Raw genomic sequence first — 22360 nt, forward strand, 5'->3', positions numbered from 1 at the left:
TCAAAGGTCGACAATCAGATTGACGATGGACGCGACGATGACCGCACCGAAAACGTACGACAACAGCCCGTGCACGAGAGCGGTCGCTCGCATCTTCGAGGATCTGAGATTCGTGTCCGAGATGGCGAAGCTCATCCCGACCGTATATGCGACGTACGCGAAGTCGGTGTAGCGCGGCGGCTCTTCCTGGTTGAAGTCGATACCGCCCAGCGGCTCGGAGTAGTAGAGCCGCGCGTATCGCAGGGCGTAGAGGGTATGGACCGCAAACCAGGAGATGACGACGCTGGCCGCGGCCACCGCCGTGGCGACCAGTTGAACGCGATGACTGGACGGCGACGCCGTCAAGATCACGCCGATTCCGGCCAGACTGGCAACGGACGCCCCGAGGACCAGCAGGTGGGCGACCTGCCGTTCCGGCGCTTCGAGGGTGGCGTGCGACGCCGTCTTCTCGGAGTCGAACCGCCAGATCACCCCCCACGTCCAACAGACGAACACGACCCCCACCACGTCCCAGGCCACGAGAAAGGAGAATCGCGGATACCCGGCCATCGCTACGGCGACACCGGCAACCACACCGAGCGTCACACCGACGGCGAGCCGTGCCGCCGGACCGACACCGAAGCGCGAGTACGAAACCGATTCTTTCGGACCACTGTTCACCAATTCAGTGAATCATCTCGCCTACAGTTGATCGTGATCCGACGCGACAGTCGATTCTCGATACCAATCCGCTCTGGACTTCGACATTCCGGACCGACCGTGATCGTCGGGCTTGACCACCAGTACCTGGTGGATGGTCAGACGATGTGGCTCCTCGAATCCCAACGCACTCGCCGCCAGGTACAACAACCAGGTTCGCGCCCGCTCCTCGCCGACTTCGGCGACGGCGCGGGCCCAGTTGCCACGCAGCGTCGACACCCAGGCACGCAAGGTCAGCGCGTAATGCTCGCGCAGCGCCTCGCTGTCCCGAACTTCGAAACCTGCCCGCTCGACGGCGTCGATCGTTGCGCTCAACGGAAGTATCTCACCGTCCGGAAAGATATATCGATCTATGAAAGTTGGTGCCTGGACCGGCTTTTGCGGAAGTGGCGCCACCGACGCTATGGCGTGATTGAGCAGTCGCCCACGCGGGCGCAGCAGCGCGTGCAGCGTCGACGCGTAGAGCGGCAGATTCGCCAGACCTACATGCTCCGACATACCGATGCTGGAAATTGCGTCGTACGGACCGTCGTCGACATCTCGATAGTCCTGGACCCGGATCTCTATCCGGTCCTTCAGTCCGGCCTCGTCCACTCGCGTGCGGGCGTAGTCGACCTGTTCGCGGCTGAGCGAGACCCCCACCACGTCGACACCGTAGTTCCTGGCCGCATGCAAAGCCATGGAGCCCCATCCGCAGCCGACGTCGAGCAGCCTCATGCCGGGTTGCAGGGCAAGTTTTCGGCATACCAGGTCGAGCTTTGCCTCCTGAGCCTTGTCGAGTGCGTCGACACCTTCCGGCCAGTAACCACACGAGTACACCATGCTGGACCCGAGGAACTGCTCGTAGAAGGTGTTCCCCACGTCGTAGTGATGCGACACCGTGGCAGCATCGCGCGACTTGCTGTGCCGTCGGCCACGCTTTGCTCGCATTTCGATCGGGGGCGGAGCCGGAGGTAAACCCACCAGACCCAATCCGACGAAGGTTCTCAATGCCCGGCGCAGAGCGCCGGGCGGTGCACCAGCGAGTGGACTGCCACCGATTCCTTTCACCAGATCTGGAATCGACAGCAACGCGAAGATGTCACCCTCCACCACCAAATCGCCACTGATGTACGCCCGCGCCAACCCTAATTCGTTGGGCGCGTAAAGCACTCGACGCAAGGCCCGTCGATTGCGGAAGAACACCCCGGCCGCCGCGCCGGACGGTCCGGCTTCCGATCCGTCCCAACACCGAACGTGTATCGGTAGTGCAACCCCTACCACTTCCTCGAAAACCTGCAGAATTCTCGTCGCGGCGCCGGTCACGAATCGTCCTTCCACCGAAAGATCGTCTGTCGACCTCGAAACCTACGCCCGATTGGTGGAAATCTCGCGATGTGTGGGCACCGGCGGGTACCGGTCGAATCCGAAGGACGCGATGTCAGGCGAGATGGGGGTAGAGTGCGTGAACTCCACCCGAGAGGTTTTCCTGAACAGTACGACTGAGCTCGTCCGCCAGGATTTCGTACTGCCCGGCCTCGATGCCGTCCACTGCACGCTTGGCCGCAATCTTCGGATCCAGCTTCGGCCCGTCGACCGCGGCCGCCATGTCGGTGTCCATGTAGCCGACATGGAAACCACTCACCCGCACGTTCTTGTCGGCCAGTTCGAGGCGAACGGCGTTGGTCAGCGCCCACTCGGCACTCTTGCCCGCCGAGTAGGCCTCGACACCCGGCGCGGTGAACCAGGACAGAACCGAGAGTACGTTCAAGATCGCACCGCCACCGTGGCCGACGATCACCGGAGCGAAGGCTCGGGTCATCGCCAGAGTTCCGAAGTAGTGGGTCTCCATCTCGAGCCGGATGGCATCGATATCACCATCGAGAACATCAGCACCGGTGGAGGTTCCGGCATTGTTGATCAGTACGGTGACGTCGGTCGCCACGTCGGCGGCACGGGAAACCGACGCCGAGTCGGTGATGTCGAGCTGGATCGGGGTCACCCCGGCGAGGGCGAGATCCGCGGTGTCACGAGCGGCTGCGTACACGGTTGCCCCCCGCGCCACGAGTTCTTCCGCGATGGCTCGACCCAGGCCGCGATTGGCGCCGGTGACGAGAACTGTCTGCTCGGAAATATTCACGGGTACTCCTGATATCGATTCGCCAACTGGCTTGCACTTCGCAAGTTACAGTCGTGACGCTAGCATCGAGTCATCAGACTTGCAATGTGCAAGCGAGATGGGAGAGATCGACATGAAAAACGACGACAGCCCGTTCGGCCCATGTCCGTTGGGACGCGCGGCCGGCGTACTCGGCGATCGGTGGACGATGCTGATCATGCGCAACGCGATGCTCGGCACCACCCGTTTCGACGAATTCAAGTCTCGCCTCGGCATTGCCGACAACATCTTGTCGAATCGACTCTCTCGACTCGTCGACGCGGGACTACTGACCAAGGTTCCGTACCTCGACGTGAACCGGACCCGCGAACGTTACGCGTTGACCGGCGCCGGCGCCGGCCTGCGCCCGGTACTTCAATCACTCGCCGAATGGGGCCACACCTACGTCAACCCGGACGAGCCGTCCGGGGCGGTCACGGTGATCCACCATACGTGTGGCGAAACGACTACCGACGGCAGATACTGCGCCGCCTGCCAACGCCCTGTCCCCTACGACGAGACCGCATGGATGATGCCCTGGCTGTCCGAGACGCCACAACCACTGGCCGAAGTCCACGGCACGCCCTGACTCCTCACGGCTCGACCAGCCCGGCGAGGAACTCGACCAACAGACGAGCGGTCACCGCGCGCGGGAGGGCCTCGACGGCAGCGAGAACCGCGGCCATGTCCAGCTGCGAACCCCCCGAATCCTCACCTCCCGCCCCGTTCCCGGAATCCTTCGGGTCCAAGCCCGCCGACACCAGGGCCGCTGAGAGCGCATCCGCCGGGAGAGCGAGCACGTCGGCCACCGTCACCTCGCCGCTCTCGAACGCCGCAGCGAGCTGCCGCAGAGCAGCGGGAGCTTCTGCGGCGGCCACACCTCGCGCGTCGTCGGCACCGACGATCAGGGCCTCGGCGAGCTCCGTGAGCACCGATTCGGTCACCGGCGTGATGGTCAGATGGGTAGTGCGGGGAAGGGTGGTTCCGTCCCTCTGGGTCGACTCCGGCTGACCTTGGAGCACGAAGCCACGTCTACCCACTGCTGCCATCCAGCGATGCGGATCCACCCGGCGATCAGGCGCGACGTCGAGGTCCGCTGCCACGGCGAACAGGGGTCCCACCGGATTCCCGACTACCCGAAGCCCCTCGATGCGGGACACCGTGGACACCAATTCGGCGGTTGCCGAGCGTGCTCGGGAAACCAGATCGGAGTAACCTGCCGCGCCCAGCACATGCGAGATAGCCCAAGCGCCTGCCAACGCCGCCACGGATTTCGACCCGAGCAAGGTCGGATTGACCACCGGATACCCCGGCCAATCGGTGAGTCCGAAGTACTGCTGACGGTGCAGATCTCGGCCACGGTGAAGCAGTACCGACACACCCTTGGGTGCGTAGCCGTACTTGTGCAGATCAGCGGACATGCTGGTGACTCCCGGTACCCGGAAGTCCCACGGCGGGAGGTCACCCCACCACGGCAGCGCCAGCCCACCGATACACGCATCGACATGCAATGGAATCGAATGTGCCAGTGTGATTTCTGCGACCTCTACGACGGGATCGAGTGCCGCGAAAGGATAGCTCGGCGCCGAGACGACAACCAGCACGGTGTCCTCTCGCAGCGCAGCGCCCACTGCTTCCGCGTCCACGACTGCGGTATCGGGATCCACTGGTACCAGCACCAATTCGAGACCGAGGAGGCGTGCCGCCTTGTGGAATGCCGCATGCACGGTGGTCGGGACCACCAGCGATCCGCGCCCCGGCGGTAGCCCGCGAAAATCGCGGGCGGCCTTGACGGCAAGTATGCAGCTCTCGGTACCGCCGCTGGTGACGTTCCCGAACACCTCGCCCGAACCGTGCAGAGTGCCCCGCACGAATTCGACGAGCTCTCGCTCCATCACACCGGCGGACGGAAACACCGTCGGATCCAGCCCATTGACCGGTTGCACCAATCGCGCGGCATCTGCCGCCAGTTGGTCCAGCGCCGCCAACCCGCTGTCGTAGACATAGGACAACACCCGACCCCCGTGCGTCGGTGCGTCCTGCGCCCGAAGAGCCTCGAGCCTGGCCAACACGTCGGAACAGCGCCGCTCGAGCGTGTGGTCCGTCATCGTGATTCTCCCGTTTTTCCGTCGACTTCCACTTCGGCCCTAGTCGTGGTGTTCTCGGCAGTGAATCGGCGCAGTACGACGAGGCTGATCGTCACCAGAAACGCGGGAACCACCGAGAACCCGAGCGCAATTCCCACCACCGCGGAATCGGGCTGAGTCACCGACTCCGCCGCCGTCGACGACACGAACCCGGTCGTGGCGAGGACCCCCAGGAACACCGCGGGGCCGAGCGCCATACCTGCCGTCTCGGCCGCGGTCCAGACTCCACTGAGTGAACCGCCGCGTAGTCTGCCACCGATCCGGGCGTCCTCCTCGATGACGTCCGGAAGCATCGCGAGCGGAAAGACCTGCATTCCCGCGTACCCGATGCCCGCCAGTGCCACGGCGCCGTAGATCCACACTCCCGCACCGACCGCCGCCGCCACCAGAAACAGGGTCGCAGCCAAGAACACGATCGACGACACGAAGTATCCGCGCTGCTTGCCGTACCGATGCGAGAACCGATACCACAGCGGCATCACGACCAGAGCCGGTCCGACGAGGGCCGCGAAGACTGCGGTGAGCGCCGATTCGTTACCCATCACATACGTGGCCAGATACTGAGCGCCCGCCAGCATGACGGCCGTGGCAAGCGCCTGGAGCACGAACACGACGACCAACTGCCGAAACGGCCGGGTTCTGCGCAGCGCGTCGAACCCGTCGCGGTACTGCGACGCCAACGATCCGACCGGCGCGTCGGCGCGGGTGACGGTGTGCCGCGCTGCCCCGCGCACGGCCCAGATCATGGCGGCGCACATCACCGCCGACACCACGACGGCCATCACCAGATATCCGGTGGCACCCCCGCCGGCGCTGTCGCGCAGCGCCGGCCCACCACCACCGATCAAGAGAATCGTCAGCGCCAGCACCGCGATTCGGACGGATACCAGTCGAGTTCGTTCGTGATAGTCACCGGTCAATTCGGTGGGCAGTGCGATGTACGGGACTTGAAAGAAGCTGTAGGTCACTGCGGCGAGAAGGAAGACGACAAGTACCCATGTCCCACCGAATACCGGTCCGAGATGCACCGGAGCGGTAAAGGTGAGGACGAACAGCACCGGTAGTCCCAGCGCGCCTGCCACCATGAGCGGCACGCGGGTTCCGGTTCGGTAGGAGCTTCTGTCGCTGAGAGTGCCGATCAACGGATTGACAATGACATCGACGATCTTCGGCAGCACTACCACCACCGACGCCCACACCGCCGAAACCCCGAGGGTGTCGGTCAGGTAATAGGCGAGGACAAGTCCGGGTAGCACCCCGAATCCGCCGGTCCCGATGCTGCCCGCCGCATATCCGGCCACGATGCCTCGCGGGAGTTGCCGCAGCGAGCTCGCTACCGGGACGTGGATCGGTTTGTCGGTTGTCACCGTCCACACCTTAGGTGCCCGCACTCTCGCGGGGACCACAAAGAATCGACCCGATGCCAAGTTCACCGGGCCGTGACCCAATTTTCGGACAACTGACCAGTTCGGCTGCGATCCAGACCGACGTGGACTTGACCGGACCACCCGGCCGATCCGGGCGAAGTTTCACAAAATTTGAAATTTTAATGAAGGCAAGCCTAGGCTACGCCTCACGCCGAGGTGGTGCCGAGCACTTCCTACTTCCCGAGACCGACCCCACTGGCGCTTCGACAAACGAAAGGTTCCACATGAGATTCGCCGCTGCACGGTCCATTCGACGAACGATCGCCGTGAGCGGTCTGGCGCTCGCCACCGTCATCGCCGCAGGCTGCTCGTCGAGCTCCGACGACTCCCCGACCTCCGACGGCACCAGCAACTTCGAAACCGTCTCCATCGAGTCCGCACTCGGCACCGCTGTGATCACCGAGAAGCCCGAACGGATCGTCACTCTCGGAATGGGCTCGGCGGAAACCGCCATCGCATTGGGCACCGTTCCTGTCGGCGTAGAGAAATACACCTGGGGAAGCGACGACACCGGCTACCTTCCGTGGGTCCACGATGCTGTGACCGAGCGTGGCGGCGCACTACCCGAGCAGTTCGACGGTGGTGCGGACCTGAACATCGAGGCGATCGTGGCACTCGAACCGGATCTGATTCTCGCACCGTGGTCCGGCCTCACTCAAAACCAGTTCGACTCGCTCAACGCGTTCGCCCCGACCGTCGCCTACGCGGAGAGTCCGTGGACGATCACCTGGGAAGAGCAGATCACCACCATCGGCAAGGCCATGGGAGAGAACGAGAAGGCCGCTGCGGAGATCACGAAGATCAAGGACCAGTTCGCAGCGGCGACCGCAGCGCATCCGAAGAACGCCGACGTCACGTTCTCGTTCATCTACAACACCGGCCCCGGTACGCTCGGCGTCTTCTTCGCCGACGAGCAGCGAGTAGCCATGGTGCGAGCTCTCGGCCTGAAAGTCGACCCGGTCGTCGACACCCTGACGGAGTCCGAGGGCACGGATTCGGCGGTCATCGGACTCGAGAACGCCCACCTGCTCGACAACTCCGACCTGCTGTTCACGTTCTACTCGGACCCGAAGAACCGTTCCGAGATCGAGACTCAGCCTGCCTATCAGGCAATCCCCGCGGTCGCCCGCGGAACGGTGGTCGCTCCGACCGATCAGCCGTTCGTCACGGGCTCCTCGATGATCAATCCGTTGACCGTCCCGTGGTCACTCGAACGCTATGCTCCGATCATCGACGACGCCGTGGCGAAGTTGAACAAATAGGTCGCACAGCCGTTACAGGCCTTGGGCCACACAGCCGTTACAGGCCTTGGGCCACACAGCCGTTACGGGCCTGCCTCCGCCGTGGAGGCAGGCCCGTTCTCGTCTCGTTGGGCTTTGAAGCGCGACCATTCACTGCTGAGCATCCGGTTGTCGATGATCCAGCCCATGTAGTCGCGCATGTTGAGCACCCGCAGATACGCCGGCCCGGCCGGGTTCGCATGCGCGAGAGCCTCGTCGGCAAGTTTGCGCTGATTCTCGAGATACCCGGCTTCCGTCTCGAGGAATCCACCCCACACGTCGGAATCCATCACGAAATAGTGGGTACGATCTCGGGGCTTGCGGATTCGCTGGACAAATCCTCGATCGATCAGTCGCCTGACGTAGTTGGACACGGACCCTCGACTGGCTCCCAGAGCATTCGCCAGTTCGTCGGCACTGACGCCCGGCGATTCACTGATCATCAGGTACCCCGCGATCTGCCCTTCGATGCGAGCGCCCCCGCCCGACTGCCAGTACAGCGCGAACTGCTCGACGAACCACGCCGAGAAATCCTCGGAGCGCCGCGCTCGGACATCACTCACCCGTCACGCCTCCAGCCTCGATTCGAAATCCAGCAGACGAAGAACCATTCTGCCAGTGCCGAATCCGCCACTCACGGGCGCGCTCCGGCGATCTGCTCGAGCAGTGGCGTCGTTCGATACGGAACCAATTCCTTCATCGCGATTCCCATGTTCGTACGCTCGACTCCGGGGATGTCGAGGATCAGTCCGGCGACACGGTAGAGGTCGTCGGTGTCCGCAGCAGCTATCCGAACCAGAAGGTCGGACTCCCCGGAGAGCCCGAAGACCTCGATCACCTCGACAATTTTTCGCAATTCCTCGGTGACGAAGCTGAGTTTGTGCTGATCGACACGCATGGTGACGAAGGCAAGTACGGGATGTCCCAGTTCGGCGGGCTTGACTCTGGCATCCATGGGCGCGAGCGCGTTCTCGTTGTGCCAGCGGTTCATCCTGGCCTGCACGGTATTCCGGGACAGACCGAGAATCGATGCCACCTCGACCCCCGTCGCGCGAGGGTTGTTCGCGAGTACGAGCAGGATACGAGCATCGGTCTTGTCGAAAGGGGTCATAGCGACCAATAGTATCCGCTGCGGTTCGGGAGATTCGTGCATCCTGCGCAGTCGGAGCGAGGTTGGTTGCGCAGGTTGCGTCCAGGTGCTTCGCTGTTACCAACGTCACGCCCCACAGGCGTAGGATTTGCAAGAGGAGTTCCCGTGACCGACAACGATATTCCCCTCCAGCTTCTCGACGAGAATGGTGACCGCGTCCACCACAGCGAGTTCACTGCCCTTGTCTCCGACATCGACGACGTCCGCCTGCAGAACCTGTACGAGGACCTCGTCGTCGTGCGGCGCATCGACGCCGAAGCCACCGCACTGCAACGCCAAGGCGAACTGGGTCTATGGGCTCCGCTTCTCGGACAAGAGGCCGCCCAGGTCGGCTCCGCCCGCGCCCTCGAAGCGGACGACTTCGTCTTCGCCAGTTACCGCGAACACGGTGTCGCGTACTGCAAAGGAGTGGACCCCACCGAGATGCTCCGATTCTGGCGCGGCTCCACCCATTCGGGCTGGAATCCCCTCGAATACCGGATGACGACGCCCGCGATCATCGTCGGCTCGCAAGCCCTGCACGCGACCGGTTACGCCCTCGGCATGAAGCTCGACGGCTCGGCCGGTGCCGCGATCACCTACTTCGGTGACGGTGCCACCAGCCAGGGCGACATTTCCGAGGCATTCGGCTTCGCCACCAGCTTCGCGGCCCCCGTGGTGATGTTCTGCCAGAACAACCAGTGGGCCATCTCGGAGCCTGTTTCGTTGCAGACACATGTCAGTATCGCCGAGCGAGGCCGAGGCTTCGGACTACCCGCGATCCGTGTGGACGGCAATGACGTCCTCGCAGTCCTCGCCGCGACCCGCCATGCCCTCGCCCATGCACGAGAAGGAAGCGGGCCGATGCTCGTCGAGGCCGTCACCTACCGAATGGGCCCGCACACCACCTCGGACGATCCGAGCCGCTACCGCCCGGCCGCACTCGACGAGGAATGGAAACTCAAAGACCCCCTCGACCGGGTCCGCAAATACCTCGAACGCCACGACCTACTCGGCCCCGACGTACTCGCTCGCATCAAGGACCGCGCCGACACCACGGCCGCCGACCTGCGGCGGGGTTGCCTCGAAACCGTCGAGCCGACACCGATGTCGATGTTCGAGAACGTCTACGCCGACCCGCACCCGCTCATCGACGACGAACGTGACCAGTTCGCCCAGTACCTCGCCGGCTTCGAAGGGACATCACGATGACCAGCACGCTGCCCCTCGCCACCACACTGCCCCTCGGCGCCACCACTCTCCCACTTGGCAAGGCCATCAACGCCGGATTGCGCCGGGCGATGGAAGATGATCCCAAGGTCCTGCTCATGGGCGAGGACATCGGCAAACTCGGTGGCGTCTTCCGCATCACCGACGGTCTGCAGAAGGACTTCGGCGATCATCGCGTCCTCGACACGCCCCTCGCCGAATCCGGCATCCTCGGCACTGCAGTCGGGTTGGCGATGCGCGGCTATCGTCCGGTGTGTGAAATCCAGTTCGACGGTTTCATCTATCCGGCGTTCGACCAGATCGTCTCCCAGGTAGCGAAGCTGCATTACCGCACCGGCGGAAACGTCAAGATGCCCATCACTATTCGTGTTCCGTACGGCGGCGGAATCGGTGCGATCGAACACCACTCCGAATCCCCGGAAGGCTACTTCGCACAGACCGCCGGACTGCGCGTGGTGACCTGCTCGAATGCCGCGGACGCGCACCTGATGATTCGTCAGGCAATCGCCTCCGACGATCCCGTGCTGTTCTTCGAGCCGAAGCGCCGCTACTGGGAGAAGGGGGACCTGGACCTGAATGCGGCTCTCGACTCGTACCCCCTGCACAAGGCCCGAGTTCTACGCGCCGGTACCGACGCGACCCTCCTCGCCTACGGCCCGATGATCGCCACCTCGCTGCAAGCCGCTACCGTCGCCGCCGAAGAAGGCATCAGCCTCGAGGTGATCGATCTGCGCTCCCTCTCCCCCCTCGACCTCGACACCATCGAGGCCTCCGTCCGAAAGACGGGCCGTCTGATCGTCACTCATGAGGCGTCCGTGTTCATGGGCCTCGGCGCCGAGATCGCCGCCCGCGTCACCGAGCACTGCTTCTACCACCTACAGGCCCCTGTGCTGCGCGTCGGCGGATTCACCGTCCCCTACCCGCCGGCCAAGGTCGAAGAGTTCTTCCTTCCCGACGTCGACCGCATCCTCGACGCCGTCGACCGCTCCCTCGCCGCCTGAACCGCCCGGAGACCAGCCATGAGTATCCAGAGTTTCCTGCTGCCCGATCTCGGTGAGGGATTGACCGAGGCCGAACTGATCGCCTGGACCGTCGCCGTCGGCGACACCGTCGAACTGAACCAGATCATCGCCGAAGTCGAAACCGCGAAAGCATCCGTCGAACTGCCCTCCCCCTACGCCGGTGTCGTCACCGCACTGCGCGCCGACGAAGGAACGACCGTGGAGGTGGGCACCCCCGTCATCGACATCGACACCGGTGGCAGTGACGACGTCGAGTCACCGAGCGCACCGGCCACCGAGCGTGTCCCAGTCCTCGTCGGCTACGGCGTCGCGGACGAAGGTAAAAGCCGGCGCCGCAACCGGAACCACGTAACCACCCCCGCTCTGTCTGCGGACTCGGCCGAGGTGCCGGCGGTCGTGTCGACACCTACCGATGTCACCGTTCTGGCGAAGCCACCCGTGCGATTCCTCGCGAAGCAGCACGGCATAGATCTGCGTTCCGTCACGCCCACCGGAGCGCACGGTGACGTAACCCACGAAGATCTTCTCGCTGTGGTCGACGCGATTGCGGCCACACCGCCGCCGCCTGCGATCACCGAAACCGTCACCGCTGCCGAGGTTGTCGCCGATTCGCGGGAGACCCGCACACCGATCAAGGGTGTGCGCAAGCACACCGCCGCCGCCATGGTGTCGAGTGCCTTCACCGCACCGCACGTCACCGAATTCGTCACCGTCGACGTCACCCCGACGCTCGAACTTCTCGACACCCTGCGCGCGTCGAAGCTCTTCACCGACATTCGCCTCACCCCACTCGCCTTGGTCGCCAAAGCACTGTTGATCGCGTTGCGCACCAACCCGAGCCTCAATTCCGCCTGGGACGAGGCGAACCAGGAGATCGTCACCAAGCATTACGTGAATCTCGGCATCGCCGCAGCCACTCCCCGTGGTCTGATGGTTCCCAACATCAAGAACGCCGACCGCCTCTCACTGCGTGACCTGGCAGCCGAACTGGTCGATCTCACCCAGACGGCGAAGGACGGAAATACCGGCCCGGCCGATCTCGCGCAGGGCACCATCACCATCACGAACGTCGGCGTCTTCGGCGTGGACTCCGGCACCCCCATCCTCAATCCGGGAGAGGCCGCGATTCTCTGCTTCGGCGCGATCCGCCGTCAACCGTGGGAGTACAACGGCGAGATCGCGCTGCGATCCGTCACCACGCTGAGTTTGTCGTTCGACCATCGTCTCGTCGACGGCGAACAGGGATCGCGTTTCCTGGCCGACATCGGCCGTCTCCTCGCCGACCCCACCAATTTCATTGCCCTGGGATGATTTTCCCGGCACACGATCGCACGGGAGTGCTCGGCACTCCCGTGCGATCGACCATTACGGAAGGTTCGATTCGATGACCGACACCCCCGATCTCGTCGTCCTCGGCGGCGGCTCCGGCGGATACGCCACCGCCTTCCGCGCCGCCCAACTCGGATTGTCGGTGACCCTGGTCGAGAAGGACAAGGTGGGTGGCACCTGCCTGCATCGAGGCTGCATCCCCACCAAGGCGTTGCTGCACTCCGCCGAGGTAGCGGACACGCTGCGCGAGAGCGCCGCGTTCGGTGTCCTCGGCTCGCTGCACGGCATCGACTCCGACGCCGTGCAGAAGTACAAGGACGGCGTCGTCGGCAAGCTCTACAAGGGGCTACAGGGCCTGCTCTCGCACCACAAGATCACCGTGGTCTCCGGTCACGGTCGTTACGTCGGGGACCGCACCGTCGACGTGGACGGCACGCGCGTCACCGGAAAATCCGTGGTACTCGCCACCGGGTCCTACGCCAGGACCATCCCGGGACTCGAACTCGGAGAACGCATCGTCACCAGTGACCGGGCACTGACCCTGCGCAGTGTCCCCAAACGCGTGGTCATTCTCGGCGGCGGCGTTATCGGCGTCGAATTCGCCAGCATCTGGGCGTCGTTCGGTTCCGAGGTGACCGTCGTCGAAGCGCTTCCCCGGCTCGTCGCGAACGAGGACGAGTGGGTCTCCAAACAACTCACCCGTGCATTCCGCAAACGCGGCATCATCACCAAGACCGCCACCAAACTCGTCGGCGCCGTCGAACACGACGACCTCGTCACCGTCACGCTCGACGGCGGCGAGGCCATCGACGCCGACCTTCTGCTCGTCGCTGTCGGCCGCGGACCCAACACCGACGACACCGGATTCGCCGAAGCCGGGATCACTCTCGACCGTGGCTTCGTCGCAGTCGACGATCGACTACGCACCAACCACGAGGGTGTGTACGCCGTCGGCGACATCGTCCCCGGACTTCAACTGGCCCACCGCGGCTTCCAGCAGGGCGTGTTCGTGGCCGAAGAAATCGCCGGCCTCGATCCGACGATCGTCGACGAGTCCGGCATCCCGCGCGTCACGTACTCCAACCCCGAACTTGCCTCCGTCGGACTGACCGAGGCGCAAGCCCGCGCACGTCACGGCGAGATCACCACCCTGGTCTACGATCTGGCGGGCAACGGCAAGAGTCAGATTCTCGGCACCAGCGGTGGCGTCAAACTCGTCAAGGCCGGTGCTCGCGGTATCGACGGCCCGGTGGTCGGTATCCACCTCGCCGGTGCCCGCGTCGGGGAGATGATCAGCGAAGCTCAGCTGATCGTCAATTGGGGCGCTCATCCCGGTGAGGTCGCTCAACTCGTCCACGCGCACCCTACTCAGTCCGAGGCGCTCGGCGAGGCGCACCTCGCGCTCGCCGGAAAACCGCTCCACGCGCACGGCTGAACCGGGAATCCCGCCACGGCGACCTCGAGTACGGTCGATTTTTCATCTGTATTACCGGAGCCATAGTGTTCCTCTTCGTGGTCCTCCGTTCTCGTGCGCTCCCCGGCAGCAAGACCGTCGCGAAGGTTCGCCTCCTTCCGCCTGTCGTGAAACTTCTGCTTTTGTCGATGGTGCTGTTCAACATCGGCTTCTATCTGGTCGTTCCGTTTCTCGCAGTGCACCTGTCCGAGGATCTGGGGTTTGCCGCCTGGATCGTCGGATTGGTACTCGGACTGCGGATGTTCAGCCAGCAAGGCATGTTCTTCCTCGGTGGCAGTCTGGCCGACAAGTTCGGCAAACGTCCGATCATCTTGCTGGGTATCGCAGTTCGAGTCGTCGGTTTTCTCATGCTCGGGTTGGCGGAGAGTTTGACGCTCGTCATCGTCGGCATTCTCCTGGTGGGGTTCGCTGCCGCCCTCTTCGCTCCTGCAGTCGAATCCGCCAATGCCGAATACGGTCGAGAACTGGAAATGTCCGGCGTCATGCGCCGGACGGATCTGTTCGCGTTGGAACAGATGTGCAGCCGGCTCGGAACGGTGATCGGGCCCGCACTCGGGGCGGCGCTACTCGTCTTCCCGTTCTCGTGGACGGCATCGGTTGCAGCGCTTCTGTTCACGATCATGTGGTTCGGATTCGCAGTGTGGTTTCCGCGCCCTGGCAACTCCGATGGCGGCCTACCGGTATCGACGTACACTCTGCGCGACGTATGGCGAAGTGTTCTGACCAATCACAACTTTCTCCTGTTCGCGACCCTGTGCAGCCTTCAACTGGTTGCGTACAGCCAGCTGTACCTGATGCTTCCCGAACAACTGGAGCGTGGAATCGGTTCTCAATCGACGCTCGGCTGGTTCTACGTCGGCGCGGCCGTGCTGGTCATCGTCGGGCAGGGACCGATGGTCTCGTTCGCCCACCGGCTCGGGCATCGCCGAGCGATCGTGTTCGGTCTGGTGCTGATTTCCGTTTCGTTCCTGATTCCGCCGGCAATTGGCGTCGCCGTCGCCGTGCCCGTTCAGATCGGCGCCCTGGCGGCCTGGATCGGGCTGCTCCACCTGGGACAGATGCTCATGGTGCCGCCGATGCGAGACACCATCGCCGTGCTCGGGCGCGAAAGCAATCTCGGAGCTCATTTCGGCATGCTCAATACGATCGGAGGGCTACTGGCGCTACTGGGAACAGTGGGTGTGGGAGTCGTCTACGATCTGGTCGACAACGACCACGCAGCACCGGCGTCACCGTGGGTGATCGTTGCGGTCTGCGTGGCCGTGGCGGCCGTGACATTGTGGGTCTGGTCTGGTCGGACGAAGATTATCGAGCCGCGATCGTTTGATTGATCTTGGCGACGAAATCCTCCAGGACAAAGGGAATCGTCAACGGGTTGGGCATGGACACCGCGTCGCTGACAATAGGATCCAGGCTGATCAGGCCACCCGTCTTGACGACGTTCAAATTCGTGAACGCCGCCTGCGTCTCCATCTCGGCACGGGCCTTCTCGTAGTTGTCGAACAGAAGGTAGTCGCATTCGAGCAGGTCGTAGTTCTCCGCGGAAATCTCGTAGTTGAGTTTGCCCGCAAACCTCTCCCGCAGCGCCGCAGGGGCTTGGAACCCCAGCTGTGTGAGCAGCTGAGCCCGCGCTGCCTCCGGACTGAACGCGCGCAGATTTCCGTCACTCCACCGGATGACGAGCGCCGCGGTCTTACCCTCGAACTGCGGATTCTCCGCCCGAGTTCGAATGACGAGATCTTCGACGTCCCGGACCTCTTGCCTCGCCTGCGCCGGAAGCCCCACCGCCGTGCCGATGCGAGTGGTCACTTCCTGCCACGGCAGAACCCAATCAGTCTGGTCAGCGGCATGCAGAATCGTCGGCGCAATGGCACTGAGCTGCTTGTAAAGATCCTCGTCGATCGCATTGTTGACGGCGATGATCAGGTCCGGTGCCGATGCGACGATCGTCTCGATGTCGAAATCGGTGGTCGCGTTGGCCAGCGGTGTCGGTTCGGCGCCGTGGACGCTGGAATCTGCCCACACTCCGATTCCGTCGTCGGTCGAGCCGTTCCACACCGGAACGAGAACCGGTGTCAGTCCGAGCGAAAGCAGTACGTCCGCGTCCCCGATTCCCACCGCTGCCACTCGGCTGGGCGCCTTCTCGACAGTGGTGGAACCGAACTTGTGATCGATCGTCACCGGGAAGGCGTTCGGCTCGGCGTGGCCGCCTTCGACGCCGGAAGTGTTGCCTTCGCCGGAATTGTCACCACAGGCAGCGAGAACGAAACCGGCCGCGGTCGCGAACGTGACCGACAACATGGCGCGACGACTCAACAATGGGTTCACGAAAACCTCACCCTTCTAGTTTGGATACCCTAAACATAGCGGATCAGCCGGAACCACCCGAGCGCGAGCCGACCTCCACGTGCGGCGCATGATCGGTCGAGCCGCTCACTGATCGGCTCGGCACCACGACTGGAACACCCTCGGCTACACCGATTCCGACGCGTATCCTCACTTCCATGACCGTCAGACCGATTCTCGTCGTCGGAGACCCGCAACTGACCACACCAGCCGTCGCCGTTACCGTGTTCGACCGCGAACTCGCGATACTGGTAGACGACCTCTACGACACGAACACCGCTGCCCCCGGGGCGGGGTTGGCCGCCAATCAGGTGGGCGACCCCCGGTCCGTGTTCGTCTACGACCTCGTCGACGGCGGAACACGACATCGAGGTCACGTCGTCAATCCGGTACTGGAAACCTCGGAAATACCCGAGACCATGCCGGAGCCGGACGAGCTGGAAGGGTGCCTGTCCGTACCCGGTGTGACCTACCCGACGGGCCGAGCCGACTGGGCACGCGTTGTCGGGGTCGACATCGAGAACAACCCGGTCTCGGTCGAAGGGACCGGCTACCTGGCACGATGCCTTCAACACGAAACCGATCACCTCGACGGCAGGCTGTACGTGGATCGGTTGATCGGCCGGAACAGACGCGCAGCCCGCAAGCTCGTCAAACAACTCGGATGGAACGAACCCGGAAATGTGTGGATGCCGGGATCGGACGCGATCGTGCGCCACTGACGAACCGGCATAGCCCGGCGCGCACCTGCCCGTCACCGCTGAACCGACGCTCGTCCCCCGCACCTCTGAACCGAGGTATCTGTCCATCGACAACGCACTGCCGGATCGGTTGATGCGAACCGATTGTCAGGAAACCGATTTCGTCGATCTGACTCGATACCACACAGCTGTCACCACGACGGCCCCGAGGACCGATCCGATGATGCCACTGGGCCTCAGGTTGATCCCGTCACCTGCGATCAGACTGACAACCAGACCACCGACCAGCGATCCCACGAGGCCCGCGACAAACGCCAGAGTCCAATCGACAGATCTCGCGTTCTTTCCGAGAATCATCTGAGCGGCTCCACCGGCGATCATTCCGAACAGGATAATTCCGATGAACAACATGAAGACTTCAGTACACCTTTCGATTTTCCGGACACTCCACTGCCATCCGGAGCGGGGACAACCCGCACGTGCAATATAGCGACAATATGGACAATATGTCGCCAGTTGCCGGAGTGAGCTCTCCGTCTACCGCACGTCGCCGATACGCGGACCAGGCTTGCCACAGTTCGCTGTACCGTCGTCCCCCGGCCGCGACCAACTCGGCGTGCGTACCACTCTCGACGATCCGGTCGTCATGACCACCACCACGTCGGCTATCGCCGCTTGACTGAGGCGATGCGCCACCACAACGGCGGTACGGCCCGCGACGAGCGCCTCCACCGAACTCTCGAGCAGAGCAAAGCAGCGCGCGCCAAGGCGAGATATTCGACAGCGCACACCGGCCGGACCCCGGTCACACAGTGTCAGCCCGCGCTGGTCAACCGACGTAGGCCCGTCCCGCAATCACCGATCAGATCTACGGCACCGGTCATCGAGGTCGGCAGGAAGTCGGTGCTGCCGTAGGTGGGGACGGCGTTGACGGACACGATCCGCTGCGGATCGAGCGGAACCCGTACCTCTTCCTCGCCCCGACGGCGTTGCGGTGCCCCGCACGCATCGGCGCCGGGTCAGTGTTCTCCACTGTGTCGTGCGCGTTTCACCTCGTAGAGATTGAGATCCGCACGCCGGTGCGCCGCAGTGACGTCCAGTTCCATCGGTTCGACCCGGGAGATACCCACACTGACCGCTGGTATCCAGGACGACACGTCCGCACGCAGAAACTCGAGTGAGCGAGCGCTGTTCGCCGAAAAACAGACGGCGAATTCATCGCCACCGAGACGAGCAAGCACTGCCGAGACCGGTAGCCGGGCGCAGAGAACGTCGGTGATGTCCACCAGAACCTTGTCGCCCACGTGATGTCCGTACACGTCGTTGACGGCCTTGAAGTTGTCGACGTCGAGAGCCATGACCACGATCTGCGTGTCCGGATGTTCCGGGGGAAGGACCACTTTGGCAACAGCTGACTCCCAGCCGGCCCGGTTGAGAACTCCCGTCAGCGGATCCACACTGACGACGGAAATCAGGTACTTCGAGATCATTCCCGCCATTTCACCGGACGCTACGGTACTGCCCACGAAGACCAGGTACGTCTCGACCGGGAGGTCGAGGTCCGAGATCGCCAACGCGACCAGGACACCGATCGCCGTCAGAGCGACGATAATCCGCCCGGTGCGCACTCGATGAAATGCGCGCACGTACATCGCGAGGAACATGACCGACACCAACCCGAGGACCAGCCCGCCTGGCTGACGCAGCGATGCCAGGAGCACCATGATCTGCGCTGTCGCGCAGAACAGAAATATGTTCATCCCCGTCGTTTGCGTCGATCTTGTCGCGAACGGCAGCCACGCGACTGCCCAGAATCCGAAAGCGACGAGGACAAACCGCGGTTCGTTGTTCGCAATCCCGCGACCGAACACGATTCCGATCAACGAAACGAGGTAGCCGGCGGCGCACATCGTGAGAAAAATGCGAGCCACCTTGACCTGCATTCGCCTGTTCGAGCGACTACCGAGGGGTAGCACAACCCTGGTCGGCACTATCGTCCCCTCCCGACCACGCCCGGTACGACGGTCATTCGGTCATCCGTAATGCCAGGACGTTACTCGCGCCCCTCACGGATGAGGCTTCCGCCGGGCCCGCTTGACTTCGTACAGATTCAAGTCCGCTCGCTTGTGTGCTGCTTTCACGTCGCTCTCGAGTGGTTCGACTCCGGAGATACCGACACTCACGGTCGGTATCCACGAGGAAACGTCACCACGCAAGGACTCCAGACTTCTCGCGCGATGAACGCTGGCACAGATCGCGAACTCGTCGCCGCCCATTCTGGCCAACACCGCCGACTCCGGAACATGCGCCAGCAGCACTCGGGTGATGTCGATGAGGACCTCATCGCCTACGTGGTGGCCGTGAATGTCGTTGATCGCTTTGAAGTTGTCGACGTCGAGTGCCAGTACCGCGATGTGGTTTTCCGAATTCTCGTCGGGTAATTCGAGCTTCGCGACCGCCAGTTCCCAACCGGCCCGATTCAAGATACCGGTCAAGGGATCGACTGTAGCCGCCGAAATCAGGTGTCCGGTGACCATTCCGAACATTTCGCCGGCACCGATCATCACGAGAGCGAACACGAAATACATTTCGTAGGGAAGACCGGTCGGCGACAACGCAACAGCGGCCAGAACTGCGAGAGTCATCAGTCCGAGAATCAGTCGCCCCGCCCTCACCGGATTGAATGCGCGGACGTACATTGCCAGAAATGCGAACGAGACGACACTGGCAATTTGTCCATCCTGCTCGTGCATGGATGCCAGGAACACGATCGCCTGAGCTATGGCAAAGAACTGGTACCAGGCCATGGCTGTGGGTCCGGGCTTCTTTCGCAGAACTGTCACCCACGCAGCGATCCAGAGCGCCATCGCGACGAAGCCCAGCGTCAGGTTGCCTTTCGACACGTCCGGCTGAAGAGCATCGGGGATGACGCCCAGGAAGTAGCCGACGCTCGATGCCGCCAAGAAGATACGGGCGACGCGAACCTGCATGCCATCCATCGCACGAATGCCGAAGGAAGGTTTTAATCTAGGCCTCATCCGACTCGCACCTGTGGAATCTGGCTATCTTTTTACAGATAGTAGATACTTCAATCACCTCGTTCGGCGAAATTTGGGCGATTCACCCGGTCTCGCGTAACCGTACCGACATCCACCGCTCAGGTCGAATCAAGACCTTAGTCCTATAGTCGAACGCAGCGATCATCAAGAGACAGACACGTCCGACGTGCATATCAACGCTAACATGCAGAGCGACACCACAATGTGTTGGTGTCCGCAATGACATCGCGCCAGGGCGCCGGCCGACGCTTCTTCTGGCAAGTACTGTGCAAACAGCCAGCGAATCTTTCGTTCAGAAGGTGCGCATCCCCGCGAGGCCGTGAACCCGGCGGCCGGCGATCCGGCGCTATCCGGAATCCGCCGTCTCGTGCATCACCTTGAGATAGTGCCGAGTTTGCAGTTGGACGACCAGACGCTCGTCCGGATCGTCGAAATCGATCGCACACATCTCGCTGATCCGCGCCATCCGGTACTTCAGCGTATTTCGATGGACGAACAGACTCCGGGCAGTTGTTGTCAGATCGCATCCGAACTGGAGATACCGGTGCAAAGTCATCACGTACTCCGTCCCTCGAAGCAGATCGGCCTGCGAAAGCTCTTCCAGACGCCGATCGAAGAGGTCGACATTCGTACTGATGAACTCGTCCAGGCACGACAGCATCATCTTCGATTTGACCGCGTCGAATGTCGTCACCGCACGCTCGGGCGTGTACTCCACGGCGTCGAAAACTCGATACAACTCGGTGAATTTGCTCGGCAACGTGCTCAGCGCACTGATCTCCGATCCCACGGCCGCCTGAATCGACACCGCGAACCTTCTCGTCGCGCGAGCAATCACCAAATCTGCCCATTCCACTTCCTTGGGCAGCGCCGCAGAACCGGAATCCGGTACCAGAACCACAATGAAATCTCCGATAACCAACGGAGTGGTCCGCCTCTTGGACACCTCCATCTCGAAGGCGACCAGAGAGAGCACTGCGGTTCGGAAGAGCTCCCCCTGTGTTTCCGGATCGGTGAATCGGAAGGCCACCAGCCTCGACGGACGGATCTCCGAGACGTCGAGATGCCCTACCAATTCGTCCGGATCGATCTTTCCTCGAATCACTTCTCGTAACAGATACGACCGGGCATACCACTCCGGCTGACCTGAGCTCTGCAGCTGCGCTCTGATCATCACTTGCGCGGCACGCTCCGCGATCTCGGTCAACACCGACATCGCGCCGGGTTCGACCGAGCCCGAGGTACTGATCGCCCAGATGAAGCCCAATGTTTGTCTCCCGGCCCTGATCGCGGAGACAATCCTCTGGCCGGCGCCGGGAATGTCCACCGCGACCGGCCCGCCGTCGTCGGCGAGCTGTCGGAAAACCCCGGCATCCTCACACCACTCGCGAATTTCCAGTGGCGGCCGCTGGTCCACTATCGACTGCCGCCTGACATCGTCGATCTCGTCGTCAGCTTGCGAATAGGCGATCACTTCCATCCGGTCGTCGTCGATGATCACCGGGCAGTCGAGAATGGTCGCAGCCATATCGGCCAGTGCGAACAATTCCGACGACGACGGCAGCCCGTGTGCAAATGCCGATCGCGAATCGGCGGTGTTGAGGGCAGACTCCACGATGGTCTGCAGTCGCTCCCAGCGAACACCAGAAGGTAGGGCCAGCAGGCACAACTTATGCCTCTTCGACAGTTCGGCCACAAGATCGTGCTCGGATCGATCGAGAACACGACACGCCACCGCAGCGCACCGACGATCGGCGGCCTGGGCGAGAAGCTCGTCGAACTCCGCTCCGTCGGGACGATGGCCGATCGCCAGAACCATGTCGCCCGCTCGGAGGTCGAGGCCGGCTCCAGGGTCGCAGGTCACGACACGATGAAGAATCCGCTCGGGATTGTCGGCGACGACGGACTCGTCGGCCACCAGTGAACCCAGCATTCTCAACAACGACTTGAACGAACCCGTCGTCAGCGGAACTTCGCTACCGATGCGCATCTCGCGTGAGATCCAACTCCTCTACATCCAGTCGACGTCTGTTTCGTGACGGTAGCAAAGCGGGCCGTCACTGGCGGGGCTTCGACGCAATTGCCCGCTAACGGATCACGTTGTCGCCGACATCCGACTCCTCGATTTCGACAACTGACTGCCGGACAGCGCCGCGCGGGGTACGGTTGATCAAGCACGCGGTCGTCACCGTGACATTCGAACTCGCCCCACTCATCCCCGGAGAGATTTCATGCGCATCGATTTGGTCGACATCATCGAGGGCTTGATCACGTTCATCGCGTCGCTCCTGTTTCCGTGACGATTCGAACTCCACCCTCAGCACGACGAGAGTGCAGCCCGAATCCTCTGGTAACAACAATGATTCGAACTACAGCGCAC

General features: G+C 62.8%; 21 protein-coding genes and 1 pseudogene. 8 read left to right on the forward strand and 14 right to left on the reverse strand.

The annotated features are described in order from the left end of the window. The 3 genes from ABH922_RS11725 to ABH922_RS11735 form a co-directional block, all read right to left on the reverse strand. Positions 1–660 carry a DUF1345 domain-containing protein gene (locus ABH922_RS11725; protein WP_424807083.1) on the reverse strand — a complete coding sequence of 220 codons (660 nt, stop codon included), beginning with the start codon at positions 658–660 and terminating at the stop codon, positions 1–3. 21 nt (positions 661–681) lie between these two features. Then, entirely contained in the window at positions 682–2004 is a 1323-nt protein-coding gene (locus ABH922_RS11730) for a class I SAM-dependent methyltransferase (protein WP_424807084.1), read from the reverse strand. A 115-nt stretch (positions 2005–2119) separates the two neighbouring features. Next, positions 2120–2818 carry an SDR family oxidoreductase gene (locus ABH922_RS11735; RefSeq protein WP_424807085.1) on the reverse strand — a complete coding sequence of 233 codons (699 nt, stop codon included), beginning with the start codon at positions 2816–2818 and terminating at the stop codon, positions 2120–2122. A gap of 97 nt (positions 2819–2915) precedes the next feature. On the opposite strand from ABH922_RS11735, the gene ABH922_RS11740 reads away from it, so the two are divergent. Further along, positions 2916–3425 carry a winged helix-turn-helix transcriptional regulator gene (locus ABH922_RS11740; RefSeq protein WP_424807086.1) on the forward strand — a complete coding sequence of 170 codons (510 nt, stop codon included), beginning with the start codon at positions 2916–2918 and terminating at the stop codon, positions 3423–3425. Positions 3426–3429: 4 nt separating this feature from the next. Here ABH922_RS11740 and ABH922_RS11745 read toward each other — a convergent pair whose 3' ends face one another. Both ABH922_RS11745 and ABH922_RS11750 read right to left on the reverse strand, forming a co-directional pair. Continuing rightward, positions 3430–4944 carry a pyridoxal phosphate-dependent decarboxylase family protein gene (locus ABH922_RS11745; RefSeq protein WP_424807087.1) on the reverse strand — a complete coding sequence of 505 codons (1515 nt, stop codon included), beginning with the start codon at positions 4942–4944 and terminating at the stop codon, positions 3430–3432. Then, positions 4941–6359, reverse strand: coding sequence for an MFS transporter (locus ABH922_RS11750; RefSeq protein WP_424809644.1), 1419 nt, complete (start codon positions 6357–6359; stop codon positions 4941–4943). Before ABH922_RS11750 ends, ABH922_RS11745 begins: the two co-directional genes overlap by 4 nt. 275 nt (positions 6360–6634) lie before the next feature. Between ABH922_RS11750 and ABH922_RS11755 the strand changes: the two genes are divergently transcribed. After that, a complete protein-coding gene (locus tag ABH922_RS11755; protein WP_424807088.1) occupies positions 6635–7672 on the forward strand; it encodes an iron-siderophore ABC transporter substrate-binding protein in 1038 nt (345 codons plus the stop codon). 62 nt (positions 7673–7734) lie between these two features. Here ABH922_RS11755 and ABH922_RS11760 read toward each other — a convergent pair whose 3' ends face one another. Together ABH922_RS11760 and ABH922_RS11765 are read right to left on the reverse strand one after the other, a co-directional pair. Then, positions 7735–8253, reverse strand: a complete 519-nt coding sequence (locus tag ABH922_RS11760; protein WP_424807089.1) for a GbsR/MarR family transcriptional regulator — start codon at positions 8251–8253, stop codon at positions 7735–7737. 71 nt (positions 8254–8324) lie between these two features. Next, a complete protein-coding gene (locus ABH922_RS11765; protein ID WP_424807090.1) occupies positions 8325–8801 on the reverse strand; it encodes an Lrp/AsnC family transcriptional regulator in 477 nt (158 codons plus the stop codon). A 144-nt stretch (positions 8802–8945) separates the two neighbouring features. On the opposite strand from ABH922_RS11765, the gene pdhA reads away from it, so the two are divergent. The 5 genes from pdhA (at position 8946) to ABH922_RS11790 (ending at position 15205) form a co-directional block, all read left to right on the forward strand. Then, positions 8946–10031, forward strand: coding sequence for a pyruvate dehydrogenase (acetyl-transferring) E1 component subunit alpha (gene pdhA / locus ABH922_RS11770; protein ID WP_424807091.1), 1086 nt, complete (start codon positions 8946–8948; stop codon positions 10029–10031). Further along, positions 10028–11050 (forward strand): alpha-ketoacid dehydrogenase subunit beta, encoded by a 1023-nt coding sequence (locus ABH922_RS11775; RefSeq protein ID WP_424807092.1) that lies wholly within the window; start codon positions 10028–10030, stop codon positions 11048–11050. The genes pdhA and ABH922_RS11775 overlap by 4 nt, the downstream gene beginning before the upstream one ends. A gap of 18 nt (positions 11051–11068) precedes the next feature. Beyond that, positions 11069–12382 (forward strand): dihydrolipoamide acetyltransferase family protein, encoded by a 1314-nt coding sequence (locus ABH922_RS11780; RefSeq protein WP_424807093.1) that lies wholly within the window; start codon positions 11069–11071, stop codon positions 12380–12382. 73 nt (positions 12383–12455) lie between these two features. Continuing rightward, positions 12456–13835 (forward strand): dihydrolipoyl dehydrogenase, encoded by a 1380-nt coding sequence (lpdA, locus tag ABH922_RS11785; protein ID WP_424807094.1) that lies wholly within the window; start codon positions 12456–12458, stop codon positions 13833–13835. Positions 13836–13912: 77 nt separating this feature from the next. Beyond that, a complete protein-coding gene (locus tag ABH922_RS11790; RefSeq protein WP_424807095.1) occupies positions 13913–15205 on the forward strand; it encodes an MFS transporter in 1293 nt (430 codons plus the stop codon). Here ABH922_RS11790 and ABH922_RS11795 read toward each other — a convergent pair. Further along, positions 15180–16202: an ABC transporter substrate-binding protein gene (locus ABH922_RS11795; protein WP_424807096.1), complete on the reverse strand. Its 1023-nt coding sequence runs from the start codon at positions 16200–16202 to the stop codon at positions 15180–15182. The genes ABH922_RS11790 and ABH922_RS11795 overlap by 26 nt on opposite strands. A gap of 176 nt (positions 16203–16378) precedes the next feature. Between ABH922_RS11795 and ABH922_RS11800 the strand changes: the two genes are divergently transcribed. Further along, positions 16379–16942, forward strand: a complete 564-nt coding sequence (locus ABH922_RS11800; RefSeq protein WP_424807097.1) for a peptide deformylase — start codon at positions 16379–16381, stop codon at positions 16940–16942. A gap of 126 nt (positions 16943–17068) precedes the next feature. Here ABH922_RS11800 and ABH922_RS11805 read toward each other — a convergent pair whose 3' ends face one another. From ABH922_RS11805 to ABH922_RS11830, 6 genes and pseudogenes are all read right to left on the reverse strand, one after another. Then, a complete protein-coding gene (locus tag ABH922_RS11805) occupies positions 17069–17332 on the reverse strand; it encodes a GlsB/YeaQ/YmgE family stress response membrane protein (RefSeq protein ID WP_424807098.1) in 264 nt (87 codons plus the stop codon). 151 nt (positions 17333–17483) lie between these two features. Continuing rightward, positions 17484–17665: pseudogene (locus tag ABH922_RS11810) on the reverse strand (ABC transporter ATP-binding protein); the annotation flags it as partial. A 71-nt stretch (positions 17666–17736) separates the two neighbouring features. Beyond that, entirely contained in the window at positions 17737–17859 is a 123-nt protein-coding gene (locus ABH922_RS11815) for a hypothetical protein (protein ID WP_424807099.1), read from the reverse strand. Between the two features lie 81 nt (positions 17860–17940). Next, positions 17941–18852, reverse strand: a complete 912-nt coding sequence (locus ABH922_RS11820; RefSeq protein WP_424807100.1) for a GGDEF domain-containing protein — start codon at positions 18850–18852, stop codon at positions 17941–17943. Between the two features lie 135 nt (positions 18853–18987). Then, positions 18988–19911 carry a GGDEF domain-containing protein gene (locus ABH922_RS11825; protein ID WP_424807101.1) on the reverse strand — a complete coding sequence of 308 codons (924 nt, stop codon included), beginning with the start codon at positions 19909–19911 and terminating at the stop codon, positions 18988–18990. Between the two features lie 415 nt (positions 19912–20326). Then, positions 20327–21970, reverse strand: coding sequence for a PucR family transcriptional regulator (locus ABH922_RS11830; protein ID WP_424807102.1), 1644 nt, complete (start codon positions 21968–21970; stop codon positions 20327–20329). Positions 21971–22360 lie beyond the last annotated feature (390 nt).

The sequence above is a fragment of the Rhodococcus sp. 27YEA15 genome (genome assembly GCF_049739425.1).
GTDB lineage: Bacteria > Actinomycetota > Actinomycetes > Mycobacteriales > Mycobacteriaceae > Rhodococcus_F.